The sequence below is a fragment of the Hymenobacter qilianensis genome (assembly GCF_014638675.1).
GTDB classification, from domain to species: Bacteria; Bacteroidota; Bacteroidia; order Cytophagales; family Hymenobacteraceae; genus Hymenobacter; species Hymenobacter qilianensis.
Map to the genome: position 1 here is coordinate 1,186,820 of NZ_BMFN01000002.1, position 26,510 is coordinate 1,213,329.

The window sequence follows — 26,510 nt, forward strand, 5'->3', positions numbered from 1 at the left end:
GCACTAACGGAATTTAAAATAGACTCGCTGCCTCTCGCTTTACTACATTCAACGCCCGGGCCGTAGGATCTACTTCTTCGGCAATTAATGTTTCAAGCACACGCTTAGCGAGTTCGGTGCCACGGGCCTGCTGGGGCGCTGGCAGTGCATGGTATGATTTATTGATCATGGTGAGCACATTTTCGCGGGCCTGCTTTACGTGGTCCCAGGCGTCGGGGCTCATGTATAGCTGCTGAGAAAGGTTGTGCTCAAACTCGGCGCGAATTTCCTGGAGCAGCAGGCGGTGAAACTCAGGAGCCGTTTGGCCGGCGCTGCTCAGGCGCACCAAGATATTATTGGGCGTGATTCGCTCCAGCAGCAACGTTACACGCTCATAGGCTTGCAGACGAATGGGCAGCGTTTCTTTGCTGCTTTGCAAGCGCAATTCGATCAGCCGCCGCTGCTGCTCCTTTTCAAAATATTGCTTGATGAGCAGAAACACCGAACCGGCCACAATAATGGCGGGCAGAATGATTTTGAGTAATTCAAAAATATAGGCAGTAGTATCCATGCGAGAGTATCAGGCCAAATTTGGCCAGGTGTAAAGGATAAATGGCTGTAAATGTTGACCGTAACTACCAAGCGACTGGCGTGGTCTTTGGGCAAAGATAACCAGTGAACCGGACCGGCCAACCGGCTGTTCTAACACTATACGAATCCTATAGTCTTCGTATCTTTGCACCAGTCTTCTCTTAACCACGAACTCATTATGGCAACGGCCGTTTCAACCAAAACTGCTCCCATCAGCCTCACCTCGCGGGCTTTGGTAGAAGTCAGAAATATCATTGAAGAAAAGAAAGTGCCCACCGAATACGGTTTGCGCATCGGTGTGCAGGGCGGCGGCTGCTCGGGCATGAGCTATTTGCTCGGTTTCGACAAAGCAAAAGACAACGATGAAGTGTACGACCTTGACGGTCTGCGCCTTATCATGGACAAGAAGCACGCGATGTACGTGCTAGGCATGGAGGTAGACTTCCAGGACGGCCTGAACGCTCGCGGCTTTGTCTTCAATAACCCACAGGCTAAAAGCACCTGCGGCTGCGGTTCGTCGTTTTCAGCTTAAGAAACGAACAGCTTCGCTTTTATCGTAAAGCCTTGCTTACATTCTGTAGGCAAGGCTTTTTGTTTGTCCTTATGCTGTTAAAAGCCGCGTAATCAGCAGGATCATTTCTTCAAAATAATGTCCCGGCGACCCGTCCAGCCTTTTGCTGTCCGCTTTAACTCGACTACACCGGTACCACCCACCGCCACCGACGGTATTGATGCGATATACTTCGGTGTTACCAACGGGTCGTCTTCAAACACAAAGTCGGTGATATAATACGGGGGACGGCCCCCTGGCTCCTGAATAACGGCGTGAATATGAGCCGGATCCGTGCGGCTTGGGTATGATGCCGGCCGGACGGAGCTAATGACGTACCGGCCCTGCTTGTCTGACTTTGCCCAGCCGTGCAAGTGCCCATGCCACTTTTGAACCCCTCTTTCACCGCCTTTTTTGGTGTAACGGCCCGTGTGGTCAGTTTGATACGCGTAGAGGATTACGCCCGCATACGGGCTTTTGCCATCGGCCTGTAGCAACGTACCGGTAATTAGTAGCGGGTCGCCCGGCTCATTTGGCCCGCCCATTGTGAGGGTAGAGCTTAATGCGGCCGGCATGTTCACGAAGCTACACGCAATGGCAGCATCCGGACTGTCGCAGGAATCTGCTGAGTCAGCCATACCACTAGTGCTGCCCATAGCCTGTGCGCTCGTTTCGGACTTCGTTTCGCTACACCCATTAGTCAGCAAGCCGACGCCACTGAGCAGCAGCGTGCCAAGCATGTATTTGCAGAATTTCATAACTCTGACCAGCTAGTTAATTGCCTCTGAGTTACTTAAGTTACGATTTTACTTACATACTTTTTTGATAACCAAAGATCAATACGTTTTGGTCATATCCGTCGGCACAACCAGCACAAAGTCGGCCTTGCGCAGGTGCTCCTTCTCCAGCTTCTTCAGCTGCTCCTGCGACACGGTGGAGATAGTACGAATGCGCAGCTTGGGCTCCGCTTGCTGCAGATACCAGTTGATGCCATCGTGGTTGTCGGAGTGGTAGCTGCCGTTGAGGTGAAGCAATAGCTGGCCGGGCTGACGATTTTTCAGAATAAAGTGCGCCATGGTAGCGTCTTTAAGCGCTTGGGCCTGAATAATATTCTGGGCACCTGCACCGCCGTGGGCCGCGTCGCCAAACATCTTCGCCATGTTGGCATAGCCGGGCAGCGTGTAATCGACCGTGATGGGCAGTGGCGCCAGCCATTCGCGCTCGTTGGGGGGCAAATTTTCAAGGGAAGCCAAACTGCCTTTCGCCACTTGAGATGCGTAGCGCCGCGGCACATTTGTGCCCACTACGCGCAGCTTGTTTTGCCGCGCCAGTTGGAGCAAGGGCTTATAATCGGTGGCGTAATTGGGCCAAGGGCGGCTTTGTTCTTCAAACGCTTTATCGTCCAGCTCACCGGTGTTGTATTGCTCCACGAACGGCTGTACGTCGCGCTCAAACATTTCCAACCCCAGCACCAGCTGACCCGCTTTGCGCTGAGCTAAGTCGCGGGCTACTTGCAACTGTAGCCAGTGTGCAATGGGGTCGTTGTGTTGCTCGCCGAACAGCACGACATCGGCCTCGGCTAGCTCCTTGAGCATCTTATCGTAGCTGGCCGTTTTGCCGGCGGCGTTGTAGAGGCGGTAAGCAGGACGGTCGTCGGTGCGGAAGCTAAGCAGGCTAAGCAAGATTGGCAGGAAGAATAGTCGGCGCATAAGCAAGGTAAGTAATGTACTAGCAAGTCAGTTAGCAGGCTTCTTGTTCCTCCTAAAGCGCAAAAAGCCCCGTCGATGTTGCCGTAGGGCAAATGACGGGGCTTTTAAAGAAACCGCAACTATCCGTTTGGCAGTTACGCAGTGCTGGGGGGCTTTTTGGTCGGTTTACCCTTTATAAAACATCCAGCGCGACAGCTCCTTGTAAGTCACCTTCTTGCCATACAGCAAAATACCCACGCGGTAAATGCGGGCGGCTATCCAGATAGTAGCCACGAAGCCCGCCACCAGCAGCGCCATAGAAAGCAGCAATTGCCCCGCTGTAACGCCGCCAAACGGAATGCGAATGACCATGGCAATAGGCGACGTGAACGGAATCATCGACATCCAGTAAGCTATGGGGCCGTTCGGGTCCCGAATCATCACGCTTTGGGCTACAATGAAGGTCAGAATCAGGGGCATCGTGATGGGCAGCATAAACTGCTGCGTATCCGTTTCGTTGTCCACGGCGGCCCCAATTGCCCCAAATAAAGCGCCATAGAGTAAATAGCCCCCCAGGAAATAAAACAGAAAGCTGCCGATGATAAGCGGCAAATTCAGGTTAGAAAAGCCTTCCATGGCTGATTTATACATTACGGCGGTTTTGTCTTCCGTCTCTTTGGGAGTGGCTCCGGCCGACTGAGCTACGGTTTCTAGTTGCTGCGTACGCGAGGCAGCCACTGTATCTATCCCCGCAACAGCCGAAACGCCGGTTATAACGATGCTCGACAGCGCCACCCACAACAGCAGTTGGGTAAGGCCCACGGCGGCAATACCGATTACTTTGCCCATCATCAGCTGAAACGGCTTCACCGACGACATAATCACCTCTACGATGCGGCTGGTTTTCTCCTCAATTACCCCACGCATAATTTGTACGCCGTAGAGGAAAATGAACAAGTAAATCAGGAAGGCCATGAAATAAGCCACTCCTGACGTCACCATCGAATTGCTCGATTTCTCGCCTTCGTCGCTCAGATTCACCGTATCCATATCGACGTCGGCTTTCAGATTGTCGAGCACTTGCTGGTCGATACCTGACTTTTGCAGGCGCGCAGCCTCTACCTGCCGGTTCACCGTCCGCTGTATGCTGGTTTGGAGCGTCAGGCTCAGATTTTCGCGGCCAAAAAGCTTGATACCCGTTGGGTTAGCCAAGTCGAAAGGCGGAACGTAGAGCAGCGCTGAATTTTTACTTTTCTTGAACTCGGCTTTGGCCGCTTCCAGATCAGTGGGTGCGTGCACATAGCGAATGCTGCTCTTCTCATCCTGAGGCAACTTGCCGGAAAAAAGCCCCCCAGCATCGGCTACGGTCACTATTTTCTTTTCATCCGATGACATCTGCATCAGAAATATCGGCACCACAAACAGAGCCGACATAAGCAGCGGCCCCACAAAGGTCATGATGATGAAGCTCTTTTTGCGCACCCGCGTGATGTATTCACGCTGCACGATAAGCCAGATTTGATCCATTGAAGTAAAGGTTTTTGATGCTGATTAAGAAGGCGGTCATGCAGAGGCAGAGCCGAAGCATCTCGCTCGCGGTAGTGAGGTTAGTAATCCTGCGTCAGCACGCGAGATGCTTCGGCTCCGCCTCTGCATGACGTTCTACAAGTTCGTATGAAACGCTACACGTTCTCTTCTACCAATGACTCTGGCATCGTCTCGCGCACGCGGCGAATGAAGATCTCGTTGATGCTCGGAATCTGCTCGCGGAAAGCATGGATTTCCACTTGCCCGATGAGGTAGCGCAATAAGTCGTTGGGCGTCACGCCCTCGTGCAGCCGAATACGGTCGTAGAAGTAGCCGTTTTCGCGCTCCTTGTGCTCCAGCACTTCAAAATCGGGGTGAATGACCATCAGGCGGCCTTTGCCTTCTACCTCGTAGGTGTTTGTTTTGAAGGTGTCTTTAATGGTGCCTACGGGGCCATCGAGCACTTTGCGCGAGCGGTTTATTAGCGCAATAGAGTCGCACATCTCCTCCACCGATTCCATGCGGTGAGTGGAGAAAATGATGGTTGCGCCTTTTTCGCGCAGCTCCAGAATCTCGTCTTTTATCAGGTTAGCGTTAATTGGGTCGAAGCCCGAAAACGGCTCATCGAGAATGATCAGGCTCGGCTCGTGCAGCACCGTGGCAATAAACTGAACCTTCTGCTGCATGCCTTTCGACAGATCTTCCACGTTTTTGCTAACCCACGGCCGCAGATCAAAACGATCAATCCAGGCTTTGATGCGTTTGGTCGCGTCGGTTTTGTTCAGGCCTTTCAATTGGGCCAGATAGAGGAGCTGCTCCCCTATCTTCATTTTCTTGTACAGCCCGCGCTCCTCCGGCAAATACCCGATTTGGGCAATGTGGCTGGGATTGAGCCGCTCGCCACGAAACCGGATTTCACCCGAATCAGCCCCCGTAATCTGGGTTATAATGCGGATAAGAGAGGTTTTGCCTGCTCCGTTGGGCCCCAGCAGCCCGAAGATGCTGCGCTCCGGAATATCGAGGCTGACTCCGCTCAGGGCTACGTGCGCATCGTAGGCTTTGCGCACATCAATTGCTTGTAGAATGTTGCTCACGGCTGTTGGTAAGGTTTGTCGACGTTAAATGTATTCATTTATAGCTATTCTACTGTTCTGTTTCTAAGCTGGGGGGCAAATTTCACTCGGCCTGAAGCTCATGCAGGTAGCCTTCGAGCCGGTCGAGGTGCTGACCGTAAAGCTTTTGCAAATACCATTTGGTAAACTTGATCATCAGCCAATACAGGACAGTGCCGGTCAAAAACATGATAATGACCGTCAGTCCGATGCTCCAAAACAGCTCCCCTCCGTCGTATTTCAGCGTAAGCCTGTATGCCCGGTAAGAGGTGGTAGCTATAATGGCGGCAATGGTAACCCAGAGCGAGAGGCGCAAATAAATGGTAAGCAGGCCGCGCAACCCCAGAATCAGCGTCTGCAAATGCCCGCGCACGTCCTTGTCTACATGATCCATCCGGCGCAGCAGCTTAAACTTGCGGTAGTAGTAATATAGAAAAGCGACCGACAGCAGCTCAAAAGTCAGCAGGTAGCCCTTAATGAATTGATTGTTAAAGTAGTCAATACCAAAGGGTAAGGCGATGATTACGTACACGATAGACCCCACTTCCCACCATGCGTTGCGGCGCAGCCTCGTTACTACACTATCTGACTTGCGCGCCACCATGCGCGCCACGCTGTGCGCGCTGAGCGGAGTAGGCTCATCTGTGGCATGGCGGTTCCACATTTGGCGGAGTTCGTTTAATTCCATTGCTCAGAGCGGCTGAAGATCTTGCGTAGTTTTTCCTGAATGCGGTGCATCTTAACCCGCACATTGTTCTGTGTAATTCCCAGAATGTCAGCCATTTCCTCGTAGGTGTGCTCTTCCAGATACAGCAGCACAAATGCCTTTTCCACTTCCGAAAGCCACTCGATGGCCCGGTAAAGCGTGGCGATTTCCGTGGAGTCCGTTCCGAGATCGGGGGCTTGAGCTACTTCCAGTACCTGCGGGTTGAGGCGGTCGGGAGCGGGCTTGCGGGTGCGCTGGCGCAAGTCCGACACGGCCACGTTCAGCCCAATGCGGTACATCCAGGTGCTGATTTTTGCCCCCCGCACCTCATAGCGCGGATATGCGCGCCATAGCTGCAGCACGATTTCCTGAAACAAGTCCTGCTGATCGTCCGCGTCGGCGCAATACAGCCGACAAATTCGCCGGAGCATGGCCTGATGCGCATTCACGAGCGTCAGAAATTCAGCGGTATTCGGATCGGGAGCCAAGTGCGAGAAGATAGCCAGGATTCACTACATATATCGCCGCTATGAGTAAGGTATTACAGCGTCGGCAAAAAATATTTCGGGTGTGCTATATGCCGCTCGTTGCGGCAATACTGAGGGAGCACAAATTGGGACTTTACTTAATTCTCTTAACAAAAAAGCCCCCCAGAAATGCTCTGGGGGGCTTTTTAAACTGAGCTAAATCAAGCTCAATGGTTACTTATTGGAAGTACTCCTTTACTTTCTCAAAGAAGCCTTTCTCATTCTTGCCCGGATTAGGCGAAAAATTCTGCGAGTCGCGCAGCTTTTCCAGTAGCTCACGCTCCTGGCTATTCACCACCTTGGGCGTCCAGACGTTGATATGAATTAACTGGTCGCCGCGGCCGTAGCCGTTAAGATCCTTGATGCCTTTACCGCGCAAACGCAAAATCTTGCCGGGCTGAGTGCCGGGGTCAACCTTGATCTTCACCTTGCCTTCGATAGTCGGAACCTCAATGCTCGCGCCCAAAGCGGCATCAACAAACGTGATGTACTGGTCGAACATGATGTTGTTGCCATCACGCTTGAGGAATTCGTGAGGCTCCTCTTCAATCTGAATAAGCAGGTCGCCGGGTACGCCGCCGCGCTCGGGGTAGTTGCCTTTGCCGTTCATGCTCAGCTGCATACCCTCAGCCACGCCCGCCGGAATGTTGATCGGGATGATCTCTTCCTGTAGCTGGCGTCCGTCGCCGTGGCATACGTCGCACTTGCTGGTCACTACTTTGCCTTCGCCGTTACAGGTAGGGCAGGTTGAGCTGCTCACCATCTGACCCAGCATCGTGTTCACCACGCGCTTCACCTGGCCTTGGCCGTGGCAAGTGCCGCAATCCTTCAGGTCGGTGCCGTTTTTGGCACCCGTACCCGAGCAGGTGTTGCAGGCCACGTAGCGCTTCACCTTGATCTTCTTCTCGATGCCGTTGGCCACTTCCTCCAGATTAAGCTTGAGCTTGATACGCAGGTTGGAGCCTTTTTTCATGCGGCGTCCGCCACCGGAGCGGCCGCCACCAAAGAATCCCTCGAAGCCGCCGCCACCGAAGATGTCGCCGAACTGCGAGAAGATGTCTTCCATGTTCGGGCCACCGCCGTTGCTGCCCATGCCCTGATGGCCAAACCGGTCGTAGCGGGCGCGCTTCTGCTCATCCGACAATACTTCGTAGGCCTCAGCGGCCTCCTTAAACTTGTCTTCGGCCGTTGGGTCGTCGGGGTTTTTGTCGGGGTGAAACTTGATGGCCACCTTGCGGTACGCCTTCTTTATCTCCTCAGGCGACGCGGTTTTGGCTACGTCCAACACCTCGTAATAATCTCGCTTCTGCGCCATATACTTTAATCTGTGCGTCGTTTATTGGCCCAGCACCACTTTGGCGTGGCGGATTACTTTATCACCCAAATAATATCCCTTCTCCACTTCGTCTACCACTTTGCCCTTCAACTCCTCACTTGGAGCCGGAATCTGGGTGATAGCCTCGTGCAAGTCAGAATCAAAATCGCCACCCTTGGTTTCCATCGCGGTCAAACCTTTCTGCTGAAGAGTTTTGACGAGCTTGTTGTAGATGATGTCCACGCTCTCACGCACTACCTGCACATCTTCCGACACTTGGGTGTGGTTGCGAGCGCGCTCAAAATCATCAAGCACGGGCAGCAAAACCGCCATCAACTCCTGATTGGCAGATTTGAACAGATCGGAGCGCTCCTTAGCAGTGCGGCGCTTGTAGTTATCAAACTCAGCCGCTAAGCGCAGGTATTTATCTTTTAATTCCGCAAGCTCGGTCTCAGTCCGGTTCACTTCAGACTGGGGGGCTTTTTCAGTTTCAGCAGTTACTGTAGCCTCACCATCAGCCATTTCGCCAGCTATGTGGTCGGGGTCAACGGTCAAGTTGTCGTCCTGCGGTACGTGTTTCTCGTCAGCCATCTTATCGAATATTCGTCGAAACGGGTTTTTCACTTCATTTTAGCCGATTGGCAAGAAGCGGGAACAATGAGTTTGCCAAAGGCAGAAGGGCTGCCATAGTGGCACTGAAACCACTAAGGAGCAATGATTAGTTCAGCACAAAAACGGGCATGCTTGCACCGCCAGACTTATCTCGAGCTACTCCTTCGCGTTCAGCTCCTGCCAAATCATATCCTTCAACCGCTGGATATTCTTGTTCGCCAGGCTGGAAATAAACACGCTGGGCAGGTCAGTGGGCAGCGTGGCCCGGATTTCGGCTTCCAGCTCGTCGTCGATGAGGTCGGCTTTGGTGATGGCCAGCACTCGGCGCTTTTCCAGCAATTCCGGGTTGAACTGCGTTAGCTCATTGAGCAGCACCTGATACTCAGCGGCAATGTCGTTGCTGTCCACCGAAATCATGAACAGCAACATAGAGTTGCGCTCGATGTGCTTCAGAAAGCGCGTACCCAAGCCGCGGCCTTCAGCGGCGCCCTCAATAATGCCCGGTATATCGGCCATTACAAATGACTTGTAATCGCGGTAAGCCACCACGCCCAGGTTGGGCACCAAGGTAGTGAAAGCATAGTCGGCGATTTTAGGCTTCGCAGCCGATACCACGGAGAGCAACGTGCTTTTGCCAGCATTCGGGAAGCCCACGAGGCCTACGTCGGCCAGTAGCTTTAGCTCCAGCACTACCCACTCCTCAATACCGGGCTCGCCGGGCTGAGCGTAAGTAGGCGCTTGGTTGGTAGCGGATTTGAAATGGTCATTGCCGAGGCCACCGCGCCCACCGGGCGTGAGAATAATGCGCTGGCCGTGCTCCGTGATTTCTACTTTCTTCTCACCGGTTTCCGCATCACGGGCAATGGTTCCCAGCGGTACTTTCAGGATAACATCCTCACCCTGAGCACCGGTACGCAGACTTTCAGCGCCGCCCTGCCCATGGCCGGCAATTACGTGCTTCTGATATTGCAGGTGCAATAGGGTCCAGAGTTGGGAGTCGCCTTCCAGAATAATATGCCCCCCACGGCCGCCGTCGCCGCCATCCGGACCGCCGTTCGGCAGGCCTTTGGCCCGAAAGAAATGAGAAGAGCCCGCGCCGCCCTTACCCGAACGGCAGCAGACTTTAACGTAGTCGATGAAATTATTAGAAGCCACTGGTAATGGGTATTGAATGAAAGGGATTGGGAAGAACCCAAAAAACGTCTGTCATCCTGAGGCACGAAGGACCTTACCGGATAAGAACAGGCTGTTTAGGGTAACAACCGTTCTTACGTGATAAGGTCCTTCGTGCCTCAGGATGACAGATAAAGGCGGTTTAGCCTACAAAGTTACGCTTTTACTTCGTCTGCGGCCTGCTGACCATCGGAGATGGAGGGCGCAACCTGTTTCTGGTCAATGATATCGCAGATTTGAGTAAATATTTCTTCAATAGCGCCAATGCCATTTAACGCGTGAAACTTTTGCTGCTCAGCATAATAGCCGGCCACCTGAGCGGTTTCGGTGTTGTAGACGTTTACGCGGCGGCGAATTTTGGCTTCGTCCTGATCATCGGGGCGGCCGCTGGTTTTGCCGCGCTCCAGTAGGCGCTTTACCAACTCTTCCTCAGCTACTTCCAAGGCAATCATGCACGACACACCGGTATCGTAGCGCTGGGTAAGCTCATCCAGGCTTTGGGCCTGGGGCACGGTGCGCGGAAAGCCATCGAAGATAAACCCAGCAGCCGTTGTATTATTGGCCAGTTGGCTTTCAATCATACCAATTACTACTTCATCGGGCACCAATAGGCCTTCATCCATCAGTTTTTTGGCGCGCAGACCCAGTTCGGTGCCTTGCGTGATTTGGGAGCGAAGCAGGTCGCCGGTCGAGAGGTGTACCAGATTATATCGGGCAATCAACTTCTGACTTTGCGTTCCTTTGCCGGCGCCGGGCGGGCCGAAGAGCACGATATTGAGCATAGAGCGAGGATTTTCGCAGGGAAAGAAAAGAAGGTGTTTGGGAAAGATAGCGAATCGAGGCTAAAGTGCCCCATACGGCAGGGGGCAAAAGTAGGCTGAACCCAGCAGATTACAACGCTTTGTACAGATCAGGGTAGTTTCGGCCTAAGCCGTCATAATCAAGGCCGTAGCCTACCACAAATTCATTGGGAATACTAAGCGCCGCGTAGCGGATATCCAGTTCGTGCTGCAGGCAATCAGGCTTAATCAACAGGCAGGCCACCTCCAGAGAAGCCGGGTTTTTGCCCCCCAGCGTATCGAGCAGGGCCCGAATGGTATGGCCAGTGTCTACGATATCTTCCAGCACCACCAAATGCCGGCCCTGCACTTCTTCACGCAGCCCCAGCAATTCCTTTACTGCCCCGGTACTGCTGGTACCTTCGTAGGAAGCCATTTTGACGAAAGATATTTCGCAGTCGATGGTCAGCTCTTTCAGCAAATCGGATGCAAACATGAACGAGCCATTGAGCACCGCCACAAATAAGGGGGTCTTGGTGGCGTAATCCGCAGTAAGGCGGGTGGCCAGCTCCCGCACGGCGTCTGCCAGCTGCTCTGAGGTGAGGTAGGGGGCAAACTGCTTGTTGTGCAGAGAGATAACAGATTGAGGCATACCGGGCAAGGTTGAAAACCGTACGAAGGGATGGCCAAAGGTAGGACAAAAAAAAGCAGCCTCTTCCGTGTGAAGAGGCTGCTTTCCAGACTTTGATCAACTCAATGTGAGTGCTACGATCTTCTCACAGATGCAAAAGTGAATGAACTACCCCCTATTTCTGCGTGCGTTGAGGTAGTACGTAAGCCGTTTTGGTGGCAGCTACGGAATCATCGGCATATGCAGCTTTGGGCTCCATTACTCGCTCCACAGGCTTTACTCCTACCGGGGCCACACCCTCGCGCACCGTATCATCGGTAACGGCAATGTGGGGGGCAATTACCAGCGACACGATGCTCATCAGCTTGATCAGAATATTCATGGAAGGACCTGACGTGTCTTTGAAAGGGTCGCCTACAGTATCGCCCGTTACAGAAGCTTTGTGCGCATCGGAGCCTTTGAACTCCATTTTACCGTTTACCATCACACCTTTCTCAAACGACTTCTTAGCGTTATCCCAGGCACCACCAGCATTGCTTTGAAACATTGCCATCAGCACCCCTGATACTGTTACGCCGGCCAATAAGCCCCCCAATACCTCCGGACCGAAGGCAAAACCAACGATAATGGGAACGATGAGCGCAATTGCGCCCGGCAACATCATCTCACGAATGGCGGCCTGCGTCGAAATGGCTACGCACTTCTCGTACTCCGGCCGGCCCGTACCTTCCATGATGCCGGGAATCTCACGAAACTGCCGACGCACCTCCTGCACCATTGCCATAGCCGCCCGACCCACCGCCGAAATTGCCAGTGCTGAGAAGATAAATGGAATCATTGCGCCAACAAATAGGCCAGCAAGCACGCGGGCATTGCTAATGTCGATGCTGGAAATGTTGGCCGTGCCCATAAAGGCCGCAAACAACGCCAGCGACGTAAGCGCAGCCGAAGCAATGGCGAAGCCTTTGCCGGTAGCCGCAGTGGTGTTGCCCACCGCATCCAGAATATCGGTGCGCTCCCGCACTTCCTTGGGCAGCTCGCTCATTTCGGCAATACCACCCGCGTTATCGGCAATAGGTCCGAAGGCGTCGATTGCCAGTTGCATGGCCGTAGTCGCCATCATGCCGGCGGCGGCAATAGCTACCCCATACAAACCAGCACACTCGAAGCTAAGCACAATACCAGCCGCTAACACCAGAATCGGCAGTACCGTTGACTCCATGCCCACGGCCAAACCACCAATGACGGTGGTAGCGTGGCCGGTGCTGCTTTGCTGCACAATGCTCATCACGGGCCGCTTGCCCATTGCCGTGTAGTACTCGGTGATGATACTCATCAGGGTTCCTACCACCAGACCCACCAGGATAGCGTAAAACACGTCCATAGAATCGAAGGGAACAGAGCCGGGACGGTTGATGACCAACTCGCCCGATGGCAGCATCCAACGCACCAGAAAGTACGACGAAATCGCCGTCAGCACCACCGACACGTAGTTGCCAAAGTTCAGCGCGCCCTGCACGTTACCACCTTCCTTTACCCGCACGGTCAGAATACCAAGCAGCGAAGAGATGATGCCAATACCGGCAATCACCATTGGCAGCAGGATGGGAGAAAGGCCATTAAACTGGTCATTGGTAGCAGCAACCTCGCGACCCAGCACCATCGTAGCCAGAATAGTAGCCACATAAGAGCCAAATAAGTCGGCGCCCATACCGGCCACGTCGCCCACGTTGTCGCCTACGTTGTCGGCAATAGTGGCAGGGTTGCGGGGGTCATCTTCCGGGATGCCAGCTTCTACTTTACCCACCAAATCGGCCCCCACGTCAGCAGCTTTGGTGTAAATACCTCCACCTACGCGAGCAAAAAGCGCGATGCTTTCAGCGCCCAGCGAGAAACCCGTCAGCACTTCTAATGCTGTTTCCATTTCAATACCGTTGGCGCCGGCTCCTTTGCTCAGTACAAACATATTGTAGAACACAATAAACAGAGAGCCAAGGCCTAACACCGCTAGGCCAGCTACGCCCATGCCCATAACTGAGCCACCTGAAAAGGATACATTCAAAGCTTTGGACAAGCTAGTGCGGGCGGCCTGCGCCGTACGCACGTTGGCTTTAGTGGCAATCTTCATCCCGATGAAGCCCGCCAGCGCCGAAAACACAGCCCCAATCAGGAACGCAATGACAATAACAGGGCTCGACTTTTCGCCCGTGGTACCCAGGTACCCTAAAAAGGCGCAGGCAATAAGGGCAAACAAAGCCAGCACTTTGTATTCAGCTTTCAAAAAGGCAATAGCGCCATCGGCTATGTAGCCGGCAATGGTGCGCATGCGTTCGTCGCCGGCATCTTGGCGGGCCACCCAGCCCGAGCGCAACCACGTGTACAATAGGGCCAGCACGCCAAGCGCGGGAGCTACGTAAAGAATTTCCATCATAGAAGCGGAGGTGAGAAGTAAGCGTTTGGGTTTAAGATTGATGAATGAGGGTTTTGGGTTGGTAAAATAGAGTTTATTACCTAATCCTCAAGTTCTCATCCTGCAAAAGTGGGCCGAGACCCATCCTTATATTTTACAATCAACTCTCAATTGTTACCTATTGCGTTCGACCATATGCTTACCTCCTTGCAAAAAAGCCCCCCAGAGGATTTCTGGGGGGCTTTTTTGTTGAGTAATGATTGAGTGGAAAGGCTACAGCTCTTGCATGAGCACCTGATACAGCGCCAGCATACTAGCAATGTCGCGCTTGTCCACGATTTCGTCGGGTGAATGCACATTGTCTTCGGGGGCACCTACAAAGCACCAATCCCAGGGCTGAGCGCTGTGCTGTAGCTCCTTGGCATCAGAGCCGCCACTGCCCTCCACCTCCAACTGATGAGGAATGCCCGCCGCCTGAGCAATTCGACGAATACGCTCCACGTATGAACGGCGCGGAATCAGCGAGTCGCGCAGGGAAATAGCTACCCCTTGACCGGCATGCACGCCTTCCGTTACCCAGGTAATATCCGAAATCAACGCCTGTCGCACCCCATATTTCTCGTAGATGTACTTAGCCAGATACGCAACGGAGCCCCCACCGTGCTCTTCCCAGCAGCTAAACACCAGAATACCATGCTCCAGCGTTTCGGCCAGACGCAAGGCATTCCACACACCCAACCGATTGTCGAGGTAGCAGGATTGCACGGTATCGACCGTTTCGCGGAAGTCGCAGGCGAAGGTTAGCTCAGTGCCCCGGTCGATGTCGCGAGTGAACTCATAGCTTAGTTCCCCCGTTTCGTCGTCTACTGCGAGCGTACAGGCAATATCGCCCTGCGTATCGTGACCCACCAGCCGGTAGCCGGTTTCAGCATGTGGCCCTCCGATTCGCACCAGTTGACGTCCGTACCGAACCGTAAATCCAATGCTGTCCAGATGAGCAAATACCGCTGTTCGCGGCTCTCCAAACACCAATAGTATGCAATCCTGCCACTCTTCTCCCTGTATTACTGTTGGTTGCACACGCCAACTTGCCTGATTTTCGTTAATGTAGCGTAGTAAGAATTCTGTTAGAGGAGCTTCGTTGCCTGCTGGTGCCGAAATCTCACATAAGGTTTTTAGCAAATGCATATGCAATAGGTTGTTTGTCCAAAACTAGGATAAAAGCCATACTTTAGCCCTCTTGTCAGCCGTATAGCCTCCAAACCTAGCTTAGCCGACGATTGCAGTAGTATATCCCATGATCCGAGAACTTCGATTAATTCTGTTACTCCTTTTTCTGGCGACTGGTGTCCAGGCCCAAAAAAAGGGTAGCACTCCTACCCCACCTCCTATCCGCACGATCGAAGTAGAGAATGTAGATGTTCTGCCTACAGCCAATACCAAAGGCTGGCTGCTGCTGGATAAAGACATTCAGACCGAGCTTGATGGCGCTGTACAGAATCTGTACAACTTCAAGTATGATAAGGCGGAAAAGCAGTTCCGTTCGCTGCGGCGGCGCTACCCCGAGCATCCGATGCCGTACTTCCTGCTTGGCTTAAGCACTTGGTGGAAAATTGTACCCACCAATGTTCAGACGAAACAGTATGACAAGCTGTTTTTCGCCTATATGGATACAGCCATAACCTACGGCGAGAAGTTGTACAAAGCTGACAAGAAGAACTACGAAGCCTGCTTTTTCCTCTCCGCGGCCTACGGCTTCGATGCTCGCCTGAATGCAGAGCGGGCCAATTGGCGCAAAGCGACCGTGAGCAGCCGGCGTGCCCTTGAGTATCTGGAAAAAAGCAAGGAAGCAAACGGCCTAAGCCCAGAGTTTCTGTTTGGTCAAGCCCTGTTCAACTACTACGCCGTCTGGATTTCAGAAGAATATCCGCTTTTGCGGCCCGTTCTTTTATTCTTTCCTAAAGGCAACAGAGAACTTGGGCTGCAACAGCTCAAAAACGTGGCTGACAACGGTTTTTACACCGGCATAGAAGCGAAGTTCTTCCTGATGCGCATTCTCAATAATGAGGAAAATAAACCGGCTGACTCTATGCCTGTTGCTCGCTTCTTAGCCAGCAACTACCCCGACAACGGATATTTCCAGCGCTTCTACTCCTTACTGTGCTTCAACGAAGGTGATTTTCGGGAGTGTGAGCGCGTAAGCCGCGACATTCTGGACAAGCTCAACCGTGGTATGCCGGGCTATGAAGGTATTAGTGGTCGTTACGCCACCTATTTCCTAGGTTGGCTAATGCAAAACAAATACAAGGACCTTGAAAAAGCCCAAGACTATTATCAGCGCTGCATTGTATTTGCAGAAAGCACCGATGAAACTAGTGGTGGCTTTTATGTTTACGCCAACTTCAACCTAGCCCGCATAGCTGCTAAAACTCCAGATGTAGCTGCTGCCCGTCGTTATTATGAGGTCGTTCGTGACAAAGCCAGTCACAAGTCAGAGCAGTATCGCGAAGCGAAAGCCTATCTAAAGAAAAATAAAATTTAGCCTCCTGGCTAACACCAAAAAATGGAGCTAAAAGATCTTTTTCTGACACCACTCTATCTGGGCATTTTCTATGCTTTAGCATTTGCCTTGCGGCCACGTTTCACAAATGTTCTAACCAAAAAATATTTTATTCCTGCCCTATCGCTCAAATTTCTTGGTGCTATAGCATTAGGTCTTATTTATCAATTTTATTATGATGGGGGTGATACCTATAATTACTTTTATCACTCCACCATAATGCATGAGGCATTTGACAAATCATGGTCGGTTGGGATGAAGTTGCTTACCTCTGATGGCGTCAGATCTTCAGATATTGCGACCTACGCATCAAGGATGTATTGGTTTGAGCCGGGCTCGAGCGAAATGGTTATTGTACGCATAGCTACAGTAATAGGCATGCTGTGCTTTAATACTTACACAGTAGTAGCACTGATTTTTGCCATCATTAGCTTTAGCGGCATGTGGGCTATGTTTCTGACCTTTATGAAGATTAGACCGCAGGTTTATAAGCAATTGGCAATAGTCGTGTTTTTTATTCCCTCCGTCTTTTTTTGGGGATCCGGACTAATGAAGGATTCCTTATGTATAGGTGCTCTTGGTTGGATTTTCTACACTTTTTACGAGGGCGCAATTGAGAAAAAAAGAATATTACGAAATATAATAATAGGTGGAATTGCAGCGTATTTTTTATCTACCACCAAAGTATATATTTTATTATCCTTTTTGCCTCCGGCCGTACTTTGGGTTTTCAACGAGAATAGCCAGCGAATTCGCAATCAATTAATTAGGATTTTAGCAAAACCTATTCTGCTTGGAATTGGTGCTGTCATAGCCGTATATGCTATGACGAACCTGACGAAAGGGGACGAAAAATACGACTTAGATAAAATTGGTGAACGCAGTAAAATAACGTCCGATTATTTATATGAAGTATCGGTGAAGCAGGATGGATCTGCTTACACGCTAGGTGAACAGGACGGTAGTATTGGCGGAATGGTAAAGCTTGTGCCTCAAGCAATAGTTGTTTCGCTGTTTCGGCCTTTTTTGTGGGAGGCCCGCAATCCGGTAATGTTGCTCTCTGCTTTAGAAGCTACTTTCTTTTTGGTTTTTACACTTCGAATGCTATTCAATATCGGCCCTCGCCGCTTTTTAAATTATATAATACGCACTCCAGTACTAAGCTTATGTATTGTTTTTGCGTTAATATTTGGAGCCTCAGTCGGTATTATTTCTTATAATTTCGGCACACTCGTTCGGTATAAAATTCCGCTGATTCCGTTTTACTTGGCGGCGCTTTATATTATGCAGAGCTTAAGCCAACAGCCTAGTAAACCCAAAATACGCCGCAAAATTCCACCTACTCCGCGTCGTCTGGCAACTGTTTCCTAACGACTAACACAGAGACGACGGCGTTTAGTAACATCACTAAACGCCGTCGTCTCTGTGTTAGTCGCTATTGCTATTGAGTGCCATTCATGCGACGGTAGCGCAGATACTCCGCTAACGTCGGATGCGACCACAGCCGCGATTCACCCGTGGGGGGCTTTTTTAATTGAACTTCTCCACGAAGTGCATCATAAACAGCCTGCTTTAGCAAGGGAAGACCAGCAGCCAATTGCAATAAGGGATACGTCACAAAATTATCCTCCGATGTGGGCTCAATTAAAGCCTGAGCGATAATAGCTCCAGTATCAATGCCGGGGTCAACTAAGTGTACAGATACCCCACAGTGCGCACGGTCGTTCTGAGTCAGCGCCCAGTAGCCGCCATGCACTCCGCGGTAAAGCGGTGTAATACCAGCATGCGTGTTGATAAATGGGCACGAAACGCTAGTAAGCACTTTCTTACTAATAATACGTGTGCCATTTACCACAATTACATCCGCCTGTAATTCCTGGAGAGCTGCTATGCACTCTGCGGAATTTACCGAGGCAACACTCAGCACACGGTCATCAGGAACCGGCCGGTTATCAAGTTTAGCCTGAAGGCGAATATTCTTTAAGCGTAGCTGAGAAGCTTTGGCCAGAGGCACAGCTATCAGCAGCTTGAAAAGGATTTGGCCTGCTACGGTGGCATACCCGAGTTTCTGGGTTCGCCGCTTTAGTAACTGCTGCTGACTTATGGGCGTCTCAATAATGACTCGGTGTACGCCAAACTCCTCATCAAGTGCGTGAAACAGAATATCTGTCGACTCTCCTGGGCCCGCCAGCAATACGATTTTTTTGCCTGTAGCAACAGCACTCATGCGACGGTAGTAGGATGTGAGGTCCGAGCCTGTAACAGTTCTGCTACATCGGCCATTGTTTGGCTTTCAAAACCATATGCCTTATGCAAAGCCTGGTAGTGGTCAGCAATTCGGCGTAGTACGGCCATATTTTGAGAAAGATTCACCCCAAAATTATGTGGGTGCCACCACAGATGAAACACAAGCCCATGCTGTGCGGCGTGGGTCATACCACTCAAAATCCGACTTAACCGCAGCTGCTCCAAAGCCTGCAAGCGCCCCGACCAAGGACGCAAAAAGCGGCTAGCCGGAATATTATACGGAAAGGTCTTGGCAATATCCGCTAAAGCATAGCAGTTGTGGCCCGACACATTCAGATAGGCATCCAACAATCGGGCGCCGCGCTTGTATAGGCTTTGTTGCTCCTCGGTGCGCTCCTTATAAATCCAGGAAGCTTCATTACCACGATAACTCGTAATACCAAGCTCTGCACAGATAGGCAGGTACGCAGGATTAGCTTGGTTACGTGGGAATACCAAGCTACGCATCTCCAAGCCTTGATTACGCGCTACTCGAATGGCCGCTTCTAGGTCCGCCCGAAACTCTTCGGCTGTTTGGCCTCGCTCTAAGCAGTAATAGTGGCAAAAGGTATGAGTAGCCATTTCTTGGCCAGGCGTCTGGCGAATCTGAGCAATCAGAGAGCTACCAAAATGGTACGGATCATTCTCTTCATCCTCGCCTACTACATCAAGGGCCAGATAAGGTGATAAATTAGAATCAGCGTATTGGGGCCGGACGGTGGGCAGGTTTTCCAGAAGCGTCTTCTTATCCTCAAAAAACAGTAAGCCAACTGTAGCCCAGGTTACGCGCAGGCTGTATTCTTGGAAGAGGGTTAGCAGAGCGGGCACCACTTGCCGAACGCCCCGCAGATTGGCCCCATATTGCGCCAATGTCTGCTGGTCACGTACGCCCCAGTTGATTTCAAAGTCAAGCGAAATGACGAATCTACCCGGCTCTTTTGACTTTTTTTCCATTATCTGCTCGTTCGTACTTAGCCGCTTCTACTGGAAGAGAGCCAAGAAGTTATTTTTATTTGAAGCCACTGAGTAGCGCTCTACAATGGTTTGGCGAGCTGCTCTTCCCTGACTTGCCCTCAATTCCCCGTCCATCAATAAGCTACGCAATGCAGTGTACCATTGTCCATCGGTAGCGCAGATAAACCCATTAGCGCCATCCTGTACTACTTCTGTATTCATGCCTACCGGCGACACTAGCGCGGGTATACCCAATGCCATGTATTGCAATGCTTTGAAAGCACATTTACCTCTCGCCCATGGATCATCTACTAGCGGCATCAGGCCCACATGAAACTGGAGTAAGTCCTGAATTTCACTAGCCTTGCGCCAAGGCGTGTAGCGGAGCGCTCGTAGGTTTGTATACTCTGGGGGCTGATTCGATATGACATGAAAAATGAAGCTGTGACCTTCGCTTTCCAGTCGCTCCAATACGGGCCACACTATATCCAAATGGCGCAAAGTAGTGTGGGTACCCGTCCAGCCAATGACCGGCGTAGAGGCCTCATTCTGGTCCCGTACTTGGTTGTGCAGATTGTCAGTATCCAGTGTAGTTGGATTAATGATAGCATTAGGATTGAACTGCTTTGCATAGTCTCGCAGATAGGCATTGCCACAGCTGATTTTATACGCCCATCGACAGATACTTCCAACTTTTTCCTGCCACTTTAGCTGACTAACGAGCGTACGCTCTCCAGCCGGGTCCTTCATCCAGATAGCGTCGTCAAAATCATATACAATCCGCTTTCGCAGCACATTCGCCACGATCCATTCAAAGAATGGTGGTCCGATGGGAGTTGCCTCCCGGTGAATGAAAATGAAATCGTAGCTGGAAACTGAAAACAATAAAGCCAAGCGGCGTAAAAAGCCCCCCAGAATTCCAGCTACCTTGGCTAAAGTATGACCAGGCTTATAAAGAATAGCCCAAGTGCTTGCGGAAATAAAGGGTGCCAACTTATAAGTATGTCCAGCTTCGGTTAAGAAATGTAGATACTGCTCAAAACGAAACCGTTGGGATGGTGCCTGACCGTGTGGGTAAGGAACAACAAATAGAATACGCATAGGCAAAATTAAGACGCTATTACCACCTGAAATGCACTTTATCTCTTATCCTTTCAGCGGAAGCAGTATCCGTTAAGAGCGAAAGCCAGAGGGCCACTTGATGCAGAAACGGATATAGGACTGGTAAGTGCTAGACAGCTTGGGGGGCAAAAAACTTTGCGTAAGCCAGCGTGGCACGATCTAATGAGCGGTGACGCTCTGCCAGTTTTACCGTGTGCTGTCGGTAATTGGGGCTCTGCAGCAAAACCGCAATTTGCTTAATAGCTGCAGGAACGCTGGAAGGCTGATCGAGATTGAAGACAGCACCTCCTCCCTCCTGCCGAATGATAGCGCTGTCGTCGCCAACACCCTCCGTAAGCAACACAGGTAAACCAGCCGCCCAATATTCACCCACCTTAATTGGTGAGCAGAAAAGCCGACACGGTGCGGGCTTTATAGGAGCAAAAGCAAAATCAGCTGCCGATAAATAACCTGGCACATCGGCGTGGGGGGCTTTTACTACGAACACCTCGTCTTTGCTAAAACCAACCCTTGCTAACTTAGAACGAACCTCGGCTGGCGGATTGGGCGTCAGGATAATCAAGCGAAAAGCTGGTCCGAAATGATCAGCTGCTGCTTTGAATAAATCAAATGCTTCGGTATCGTAATAAATATCTCCAAACTTGCCCACATAGATTCCTACAGGAGCAGTAGATGCAAACCCTAGCTGCTCACGTACCTGTTTGCGCCTTGCTTCATCGAATTTGAAGGCCGCAACGTCTACCGAGCAGGGAACGGTCACGATACGTTCCCCAGAAACTCCCTCACGAATAAGTTGCTGCCGGTAATTTTCGGCTACCGGCAACAGGCCAAGAGCTAACTGCTTTTGCTTTTTCTCCCAATAACGCTGGAATAAATAGCGCGGATCGTAGGATTTCCACACACCCGACTCAAGCATATAGTCAGCATGCGGCTCGAATGACTCCACATAGAATGGAAGCTTATTCCGCTTCCAAACCAGATAGGCGAGTGCTCCAGCTGGTGCCCCCCGGGCTAATAGGAAGTCGCTTCTGTGTTGTGTCGCCAGTTCTACTAGCGTCTTCGGAAACCGTAGGAAATCGTCTGTTTTTGTAACTAACACGTTTCGCCCTGGCTCCGAAATTAGTGGCGCGTACTCTACTTTGCTTATAGGAAAAGGTGGGTTAAATACAGGCTTCCTTCCATCTCGCTCGATAGTGACAAGAAGAATAGACTCTATATCAGAACGCTGTATAAGCAGTTGCAGATGCGGAAAAACGGTAGAAATGGTAAGCGGATCGTCTAGTCCCCAATAACTCAAAAACAGAATGCGCATTCAAATAGGAAAACGACGAAGCAAAAGCGTCAGGTGCGAATCTTCTTTAACCATTCCACAGCGCGTAGTCCAATCAAACAGCGAATCAGGAGAGTTATCGCCTGACCTCTCGGCAGATTAGGAGCAGCACGGCGTGCATAATGCAAGGCCTCTTTCCGATGATCGTCGGCGTATGCATGAATGGCACAAAGATAATACACTCGTCCTATCAGTGTCCGCTGTTGCTCGGGTGTCAGCGCCACCCGAGCTAGCATCCAATCTAATGCTAGTTGTAGCTTTCTAACTAAAGCAGTATTGTCGGAGCGCATAGAACGGGCATCATGGTCGTTCATTGTGAGCGTCAACGCATCCACAATATAAACCCGATCACGTTGCATATTTTCCAGCATAAACATCCAGTCTTCCACAGCAGCATAGCGTCGATCTTCTTCGAAGAGCCGCAAATCTTGGTTCTCACGACGCACACAGATGTTACAAGCTAATGCATTGCCCCGAACGAAGAAGTCCAACCCATACCACCCTTCAGCTACTGACGCTAAGTCGCTATCAGCTAAAGTGCCATCTCGATCAAAGTTGTATTTAGTGGCAATGAAATTTGGGTGATTTAATTTCTGAATGTTATCATGTAGCACCTTCAGATGATTAAACAATAACCGATCATCCGAATCCAAAAACAATACATATTCGCCTTTAGCACGCGCTAAACCATAGTTGCGAGCTGCTCCTCTTTCCCCGTTTACTTTAGCTATGTATTGAATACGAGTATCAGATAGAGCGTTTACTCGCTGAGCTGTCTCGTCAGTACTACCATCATCAATCACTAATACCTCCCAATTAGCAAATTTCTGTTGCACTACCGACTCCAAGGTCGTGGTAATAAAACCAGCTCTGTTATAAGTAGGAATAATGACGCTAAAAAAAGGGCTATTCAATGTATTAGTGTTCATTAAAAAATTTGCAGATAGCAAATAGAATTAAATTAGTTAGGCATCTTGGCTTTAGCACCATAGATAGAATTGGCCTAGCGATTTATCCGTACATCCGCTAGCTAAGTAGCAGTTCTGCGCTAATACGTATACTTTTAAGTATAACCAAGGTAACACCAACAATCAGGACAGTGCGTAAAGCAATTTTCCAAACTGGTAGATTAAGCAATGACAGTACCTGTAAGTCAATCAAGAAAGTTGCTACTAAGCTACCCAAACCAAAAAGCAGTAAGGCTAAATTTAAGTCGTTATTAAGTAAACCAATAGCTAGTCCAAGCCCACGCATTAACAGTAGAAATACGTTACTCCAAAGGATATAGCGCTGTTTGCTTAAAATATTATAAATTGGCGAGGTAGCCAGGGACATCAATTTAAATACATAATAATACCCTAGGTAACCAGTATATAAGCCAGCCATTTCCCAGCGATGACCAAATACTAGCTTAAATAGCACATCGCCATATACCGTAATTATACCGAAGGGGATTAAGCCCATGTAAAGGAGCTTATAGAAAAGGCTTAAAGTGATTACAGAAAGGCGTTCTGGTTCATTCTGATATGTTTCAGTGGCTTTCTGCCAGAACACAGGTAAAATTGCATTTCCAATTAAGTTGATCGGCAATTCTAATAAACTAACGGAAAACGAATAGAGACCTACCGGTGTAGGACCGAATCCTGTGGTTAGAGCAAATATGGGTAGTTGAGCCGACAGGACATTAATGAAGCTCGCTGGTAGGTTGTATTTCGGAAAGTCTTTATACTCTATGGCAACCTCACGCATAGATTGCCACGAAATAGTACGCCAAAGCATACCCAATGAGTGCCGCAAAGTACCAGTTACTAGACTGATCGTGCTTGTTAGGCGATTAAAAGCCTCGCCTAATAGTAGCCCTGCTACGTTACCACCCATCCACCACCCGTATCCTATGGTAAAGCCACGACCAGCTAAAGCTGTTGCTACCTCTACACTAGACCTTTTTACGAATTGTTTTTCACGTAGATACCAACCATTCATGATGGTATTAAAATTAAAGAGCATCAATAGAATTGGTAACGTGTAAAACCAATTTCCAAGAGCTTCAATTTTAAGGAAATGCTGTATTGCTGGTCCGCTGATTAATAAAGCACCTACTAGAAGCAATGACATTGCAAGCGTTAGTGCTACTGTAAGTTGTACTAACGCAAAAAATCTATCTTGCCGTCGGGGTAGAAGAAATGCCCCAGTGTAAGTGAGAGTAGTCAGCATGCTTAAATTACTACTCAAGGAATTAAACACCGCAAATTGTCCATAAGCCGCCGGTGGATAGAGGCGCGACATCACTGGTGTGAGCAAGAAGCCAATAACCGTAACTGCAGCTGAGCCCGAAAGGGTTACGGCAAAATTTTGCGCAAATGACCCTTTCTGTAATAAAGAATGCAGATTGTGCTTTATGAATTGTTGAATGCGTTTTTTCAATTATTATTTGAGAGAGATACTTTTTGATTAAAAATTTTACTAATTTCTTTTTGTTTATACAAAAAGTTTATTGGTCGATTTGCATTCTGAAAATGCAGAAAAGAATCACAAACGTTGAACGCCGCTTCTATCGCATCTTGGCCAGGTTCAAAGACATACCCCGTATCAAACCGTTCAGGATCTTGATACTGTTTCCAACCCATATTATTAAAGAAATCCCTTTTAACAGGACGTAAGGGACGCTTAATAGCTTCAACTGTATCGCGGACCACAGTAGTAATACTCCTGCGCGTGTGCTTAGTAATAAAGAAATTTCTAATGCGATTGTATTCTGCCATACGGTCTTTCGAATTCATGCGATTAAAATTACCGTTGGGATTACTTACATGCATACTTAATACAGCAGTACACCAAGCTATATTTATATTTAAGCTAGTAATACGATATACAAATTCTAGGTCAACTAGCACTACTCCAGTATTAAACATACCTGTGAGTGCTAGAGTTGAACGACGAATCAGAATAGGTAACCCGATCATCCAAAAGGGGTCTCCATATTCCAGCCAACGCTGATAATCATTAGATGGATCTTCCTTTATTTTGGCGAAAGTCAGGTCATCTGACTGAGTAGCCGCATTATACCCCGTTACCACATCAATCGCAGGATTTTTAATCATGAAGCTAACCGCTTCCCGGATAGCCGGGTAATAGAAGGCATCATCATCGGTGATGAGTTTGATGATCTCCCCGCGCGCCATTAGCATGCATTTATTAAACCCGTGCGCCTCGCCCTTGTCCCGCTCGGAGATGAATTGCTGGATCCGACCGGCGGCATACAGGCCCTGCAGATACTCGACCGTCCCATCCTTGCTGCCCCCGTCCGCCACGACGATCTTCATCCTCCTGACGCGCCGCCATCAGCCGCTCCAGCACCTGCTTCACGTAAGGCAGCTTGTTGTACGTGGTCAGTATGTAGGAAAGGGCGTATGCCATAATGCGAGAAGAAAAGTGACTACAGGCTAAGAAATTGCTTTGAACAAAAATCTTTACCTATTGAGATTTATTACTGTATGAATCGCTTGCTTAAGTAATACTAGGTCAGCAGTAATATCAGCATAAGCTTGCTCAACATTTAATGGTGATCCTAATCTGGAAGGAACCACAGAGTAATAGATTCCAACACTTGATGCCATGGAAAGGTAGCTTGGGTTTAGATACGTTTCGCTCATCATTTCAATAACATTGGTTTTAGGTGCCATAAACATTAAATTAGTCATGTTTGCGCCATGTATACCTATGAACACTGCTGTCTCATACATTGTCTTTACCTGTTCAATGAAGCTCAGATCCTCAAAGTATACAGTTTCAAAGTTATATTTTTGAAGTAATTGAACTACTTCGTCTTCATTTGTTAAATGCCGCCACTGTTGTCGGTTTCTCGACACATAAATGCGGCGTGTAGCTTTAAGTGATGGATCAAGATAATGCTTTAGATAACTCATTATTGCCTCACGCACTTCTCGTACCAGCGCAGGCACCATGTACCCATGGCGACCTGGACGTACAGGCATCCAGAGTTCTGGCACTTGCACCATCTCCCCTGGTTGTATGACGTATTTATTCTCAAAGCCGAGTGCATCTACCGTGTGAGTAACATATTCAGGCGGCGTTGGTCCGGGCAATAAAATTAAACAGTTGGGGTGCTGCTTGCGGAGTAGCGCTAATCGTGGCAATACTTCTGCTATCCAATGGAAGTAATTACCTGACCAACTATCAAAAGCTAAGCCTACAGGCCCTGCTTTTAATTTTGCAATTTCACGACTGCGTAGCTGTCTTAATAAGAAAGTTCCTGTAAACTCCGCTTCCAAATGCGGCTGCGGCAGGCTGGCAACCAACACTCTCAGTCCTTTCGACACAGTGCCATTCCATGCAACATTCACGTTTTGTGCACGATATATAACTTGTCGAAAATTTGGTGTTACTTCAGTAAATACCGCTTTATAAAATTGAAGAAAGTTTGGTGGTACCATTGCAATGTTCAATGGTAATGGACAAATAGCATCAGTAGGAATAGGCGCTACCTCGTGCTCTGAAGCCTTCAGTGGACCACTTAGTGATTGTCCTATTCTACTTAACTGAAAATCGATAATCTTCTTAACTCTTTGGTATTTACTAGGGCGCGGACGAGGCGGTGTAGCCATTATAGTAGAAGCCTATAAAGCATATGCCCCCGA

General features: G+C 49.8%; 25 protein-coding genes. 3 read left to right on the forward strand and 22 right to left on the reverse strand.

Annotation, left to right across the window (positions count from 1 at the left end; genetic code table 11):
* Positions 1–13: 13 nt before the first annotated feature.
* Entirely contained in the window at positions 14–550 is a 537-nt protein-coding gene (locus tag IEW06_RS12720) for a DUF7935 family protein (RefSeq protein WP_133273785.1), read from the reverse strand.
* A gap of 198 nt (positions 551–748) precedes the next feature.
* Here IEW06_RS12720 and IEW06_RS12725 point away from each other — a divergent pair, with 198 nt between their 5' ends.
* On the forward strand, positions 749–1,102 hold the full coding sequence (locus IEW06_RS12725) for a HesB/IscA family protein (protein ID WP_084444422.1): 354 nt from the start codon (positions 749–751) through the stop codon (positions 1,100–1,102).
* Between the two features lie 101 nt (positions 1,103–1,203).
* Here the strand turns inward: IEW06_RS12725 and IEW06_RS12730 are convergent, their stop codons facing one another.
* From IEW06_RS12730 to IEW06_RS12790, 13 genes are all read right to left on the reverse strand, one after another.
* The gene (locus tag IEW06_RS12730; RefSeq protein ID WP_188548375.1) at positions 1,204–1,878 is read right to left on the reverse strand and encodes a dioxygenase family protein; all 675 of its coding nucleotides are present in this window, start codon (positions 1,876–1,878) and stop codon (positions 1,204–1,206) included.
* A 78-nt stretch (positions 1,879–1,956) separates the two neighbouring features.
* On the reverse strand, positions 1,957–2,829 hold the full coding sequence (locus IEW06_RS12735) for a ChaN family lipoprotein (protein WP_187732858.1): 873 nt from the start codon (positions 2,827–2,829) through the stop codon (positions 1,957–1,959).
* 165 nt (positions 2,830–2,994) lie between these two features.
* Positions 2,995–4,335, reverse strand: a complete 1,341-nt coding sequence (locus IEW06_RS12740) for an ABC transporter permease (RefSeq protein ID WP_187732859.1) — start codon at positions 4,333–4,335, stop codon at positions 2,995–2,997.
* A gap of 155 nt (positions 4,336–4,490) precedes the next feature.
* A complete protein-coding gene (locus tag IEW06_RS12745; protein ID WP_187732860.1) occupies positions 4,491–5,429 on the reverse strand; it encodes an ABC transporter ATP-binding protein in 939 nt (312 codons plus the stop codon).
* Between the two features lie 82 nt (positions 5,430–5,511).
* Entirely contained in the window at positions 5,512–6,135 is a 624-nt protein-coding gene (locus tag IEW06_RS12750) for a hypothetical protein (RefSeq protein WP_187732861.1), read from the reverse strand.
* Entirely contained in the window at positions 6,126–6,641 is a 516-nt protein-coding gene (locus IEW06_RS12755) for an RNA polymerase sigma factor (RefSeq protein WP_223284686.1), read from the reverse strand. Before IEW06_RS12755 ends, IEW06_RS12750 begins: the two co-directional genes overlap by 10 nt.
* A gap of 217 nt (positions 6,642–6,858) precedes the next feature.
* Positions 6,859–7,995, reverse strand: coding sequence for a molecular chaperone DnaJ (gene dnaJ / locus IEW06_RS12760; RefSeq protein ID WP_187732862.1), 1,137 nt, complete (start codon positions 7,993–7,995; stop codon positions 6,859–6,861).
* 21 nt (positions 7,996–8,016) lie between these two features.
* Positions 8,017–8,586: a nucleotide exchange factor GrpE gene (locus IEW06_RS12765; protein WP_188548376.1), complete on the reverse strand. Its 570-nt coding sequence runs from the start codon at positions 8,584–8,586 to the stop codon at positions 8,017–8,019.
* A 177-nt stretch (positions 8,587–8,763) separates the two neighbouring features.
* Positions 8,764–9,762, reverse strand: coding sequence for a GTPase ObgE (gene obgE / locus IEW06_RS12770; RefSeq protein WP_187732864.1), 999 nt, complete (start codon positions 9,760–9,762; stop codon positions 8,764–8,766).
* A gap of 173 nt (positions 9,763–9,935) precedes the next feature.
* On the reverse strand, positions 9,936–10,562 hold the full coding sequence (locus IEW06_RS12775; RefSeq protein WP_187732865.1) for an adenylate kinase: 627 nt from the start codon (positions 10,560–10,562) through the stop codon (positions 9,936–9,938).
* Positions 10,563–10,671: 109 nt separating this feature from the next.
* Positions 10,672–11,211 (reverse strand): phosphoribosyltransferase, encoded by a 540-nt coding sequence (locus IEW06_RS12780; protein WP_188548377.1) that lies wholly within the window; start codon positions 11,209–11,211, stop codon positions 10,672–10,674.
* A 154-nt stretch (positions 11,212–11,365) separates the two neighbouring features.
* The gene (locus IEW06_RS12785) at positions 11,366–13,621 is read right to left on the reverse strand and encodes a sodium-translocating pyrophosphatase (RefSeq protein WP_187732866.1); all 2,256 of its coding nucleotides are present in this window, start codon (positions 13,619–13,621) and stop codon (positions 11,366–11,368) included.
* 252 nt (positions 13,622–13,873) lie between these two features.
* Entirely contained in the window at positions 13,874–14,788 is a 915-nt protein-coding gene (locus tag IEW06_RS12790) for a M20/M25/M40 family metallo-hydrolase (RefSeq protein WP_187732867.1), read from the reverse strand.
* A gap of 109 nt (positions 14,789–14,897) precedes the next feature.
* On the opposite strand from IEW06_RS12790, the gene IEW06_RS12795 reads away from it, so the two are divergent.
* Both IEW06_RS12795 and IEW06_RS12800 read left to right on the forward strand, forming a co-directional pair.
* Positions 14,898–16,142 (forward strand): tetratricopeptide repeat protein, encoded by a 1,245-nt coding sequence (locus tag IEW06_RS12795; protein ID WP_223284687.1) that lies wholly within the window; start codon positions 14,898–14,900, stop codon positions 16,140–16,142.
* A gap of 21 nt (positions 16,143–16,163) precedes the next feature.
* Positions 16,164–17,531 (forward strand): hypothetical protein, encoded by a 1,368-nt coding sequence (locus tag IEW06_RS12800; protein ID WP_187732868.1) that lies wholly within the window; start codon positions 16,164–16,166, stop codon positions 17,529–17,531.
* A gap of 70 nt (positions 17,532–17,601) precedes the next feature.
* On the opposite strand, the gene IEW06_RS12805 is transcribed toward IEW06_RS12800, so the two are convergent.
* The 8 genes from IEW06_RS12805 to IEW06_RS12840 form a co-directional block, all read right to left on the reverse strand.
* On the reverse strand, positions 17,602–18,387 hold the full coding sequence (locus IEW06_RS12805) for a formyl transferase (RefSeq protein ID WP_187732869.1): 786 nt from the start codon (positions 18,385–18,387) through the stop codon (positions 17,602–17,604).
* Positions 18,384–19,400 carry a polysaccharide deacetylase family protein gene (locus IEW06_RS12810; protein ID WP_187732870.1) on the reverse strand — a complete coding sequence of 339 codons (1,017 nt, stop codon included), beginning with the start codon at positions 19,398–19,400 and terminating at the stop codon, positions 18,384–18,386. The genes IEW06_RS12805 and IEW06_RS12810 overlap by 4 nt, the downstream gene beginning before the upstream one ends.
* Positions 19,401–19,427: 27 nt before the next feature.
* Positions 19,428–20,501 carry a glycosyltransferase family 4 protein gene (locus IEW06_RS12815; RefSeq protein WP_188548378.1) on the reverse strand — a complete coding sequence of 358 codons (1,074 nt, stop codon included), beginning with the start codon at positions 20,499–20,501 and terminating at the stop codon, positions 19,428–19,430.
* A 130-nt stretch (positions 20,502–20,631) separates the two neighbouring features.
* Positions 20,632–21,834 (reverse strand): glycosyltransferase, encoded by a 1,203-nt coding sequence (locus tag IEW06_RS12820; RefSeq protein ID WP_188548379.1) that lies wholly within the window; start codon positions 21,832–21,834, stop codon positions 20,632–20,634.
* Positions 21,835–21,863: 29 nt separating this feature from the next.
* Positions 21,864–22,802, reverse strand: coding sequence for a glycosyltransferase family 2 protein (locus IEW06_RS12825; RefSeq protein ID WP_187732872.1), 939 nt, complete (start codon positions 22,800–22,802; stop codon positions 21,864–21,866).
* Positions 22,803–22,878: 76 nt separating this feature from the next.
* Positions 22,879–24,276, reverse strand: coding sequence for a lipopolysaccharide biosynthesis protein (locus IEW06_RS12830; protein WP_187732873.1), 1,398 nt, complete (start codon positions 24,274–24,276; stop codon positions 22,879–22,881).
* Positions 24,273–25,175, reverse strand: a complete 903-nt coding sequence (locus tag IEW06_RS12835) for a glycosyltransferase (protein WP_187732874.1) — start codon at positions 25,173–25,175, stop codon at positions 24,273–24,275. The genes IEW06_RS12830 and IEW06_RS12835 overlap by 4 nt, the downstream gene beginning before the upstream one ends.
* Before the next feature lie 147 nt (positions 25,176–25,322).
* On the reverse strand, positions 25,323–26,477 hold the full coding sequence (locus tag IEW06_RS12840; RefSeq protein ID WP_187732875.1) for a glycosyltransferase family 61 protein: 1,155 nt from the start codon (positions 26,475–26,477) through the stop codon (positions 25,323–25,325).
* Positions 26,478–26,510 lie beyond the last annotated feature (33 nt).

What these genes read in the sequence shown, in the direction of transcription:
- IEW06_RS12720 (WP_133273785.1), bottom strand. Translation starts at nt 550, where the DNA reads ATGGATACTACTGCCTATATTTTTGAATTACTCAAAATCATTCTGCCC.
- IEW06_RS12725 (WP_084444422.1), top strand. Translation starts at nt 749, where the DNA reads ATGGCAACGGCCGTTTCAACCAAAACTGCTCCCATCAGCCTCACCTCG.
- IEW06_RS12730 (WP_188548375.1), bottom strand. Translation starts at nt 1,878, where the DNA reads ATGAAATTCTGCAAATACATGCTTGGCACGCTGCTGCTCAGTGGCGTC.
- IEW06_RS12735 (WP_187732858.1), bottom strand. Translation starts at nt 2,829, where the DNA reads ATGCGCCGACTATTCTTCCTGCCAATCTTGCTTAGCCTGCTTAGCTTC.
- IEW06_RS12740 (WP_187732859.1), bottom strand. Translation starts at nt 4,335, where the DNA reads ATGGATCAAATCTGGCTTATCGTGCAGCGTGAATACATCACGCGGGTG.
- IEW06_RS12750 (WP_187732861.1), bottom strand. Translation starts at nt 6,135, where the DNA reads ATGGAATTAAACGAACTCCGCCAAATGTGGAACCGCCATGCCACAGAT.
- dnaJ (WP_187732862.1), bottom strand. Translation starts at nt 7,995, where the DNA reads ATGGCGCAGAAGCGAGATTATTACGAGGTGTTGGACGTAGCCAAAACC.
- IEW06_RS12765 (WP_188548376.1), bottom strand. Translation starts at nt 8,586, where the DNA reads ATGGCTGACGAGAAACACGTACCGCAGGACGACAACTTGACCGTTGAC.
- IEW06_RS12775 (WP_187732865.1), bottom strand. Translation starts at nt 10,562, where the DNA reads ATGCTCAATATCGTGCTCTTCGGCCCGCCCGGCGCCGGCAAAGGAACG.
- IEW06_RS12780 (WP_188548377.1), bottom strand. Translation starts at nt 11,211, where the DNA reads ATGCCTCAATCTGTTATCTCTCTGCACAACAAGCAGTTTGCCCCCTAC.
- IEW06_RS12785 (WP_187732866.1), bottom strand. Translation starts at nt 13,621, where the DNA reads ATGATGGAAATTCTTTACGTAGCTCCCGCGCTTGGCGTGCTGGCCCTA.
- IEW06_RS12790 (WP_187732867.1), bottom strand. Translation starts at nt 14,788, where the DNA reads ATGCATTTGCTAAAAACCTTATGTGAGATTTCGGCACCAGCAGGCAAC.
- IEW06_RS12795 (WP_223284687.1), top strand. Translation starts at nt 14,898, where the DNA reads ATGATCCGAGAACTTCGATTAATTCTGTTACTCCTTTTTCTGGCGACT.
- IEW06_RS12800 (WP_187732868.1), top strand. Translation starts at nt 16,164, where the DNA reads ATGGAGCTAAAAGATCTTTTTCTGACACCACTCTATCTGGGCATTTTC.
- IEW06_RS12805 (WP_187732869.1), bottom strand. Translation starts at nt 18,387, where the DNA reads ATGAGTGCTGTTGCTACAGGCAAAAAAATCGTATTGCTGGCGGGCCCA.
- IEW06_RS12810 (WP_187732870.1), bottom strand. Translation starts at nt 19,400, where the DNA reads ATGGAAAAAAAGTCAAAAGAGCCGGGTAGATTCGTCATTTCGCTTGAC.
- IEW06_RS12815 (WP_188548378.1), bottom strand. Translation starts at nt 20,501, where the DNA reads ATGCGTATTCTATTTGTTGTTCCTTACCCACACGGTCAGGCACCATCC.
- IEW06_RS12820 (WP_188548379.1), bottom strand. Translation starts at nt 21,834, where the DNA reads ATGCGCATTCTGTTTTTGAGTTATTGGGGACTAGACGATCCGCTTACC.
- IEW06_RS12835 (WP_187732874.1), bottom strand. Translation starts at nt 25,175, where the DNA reads ATGAAGATCGTCGTGGCGGACGGGGGCAGCAAGGATGGGACGGTCGAG.
- IEW06_RS12840 (WP_187732875.1), bottom strand. Translation starts at nt 26,477, where the DNA reads ATGGCTACACCGCCTCGTCCGCGCCCTAGTAAATACCAAAGAGTTAAG.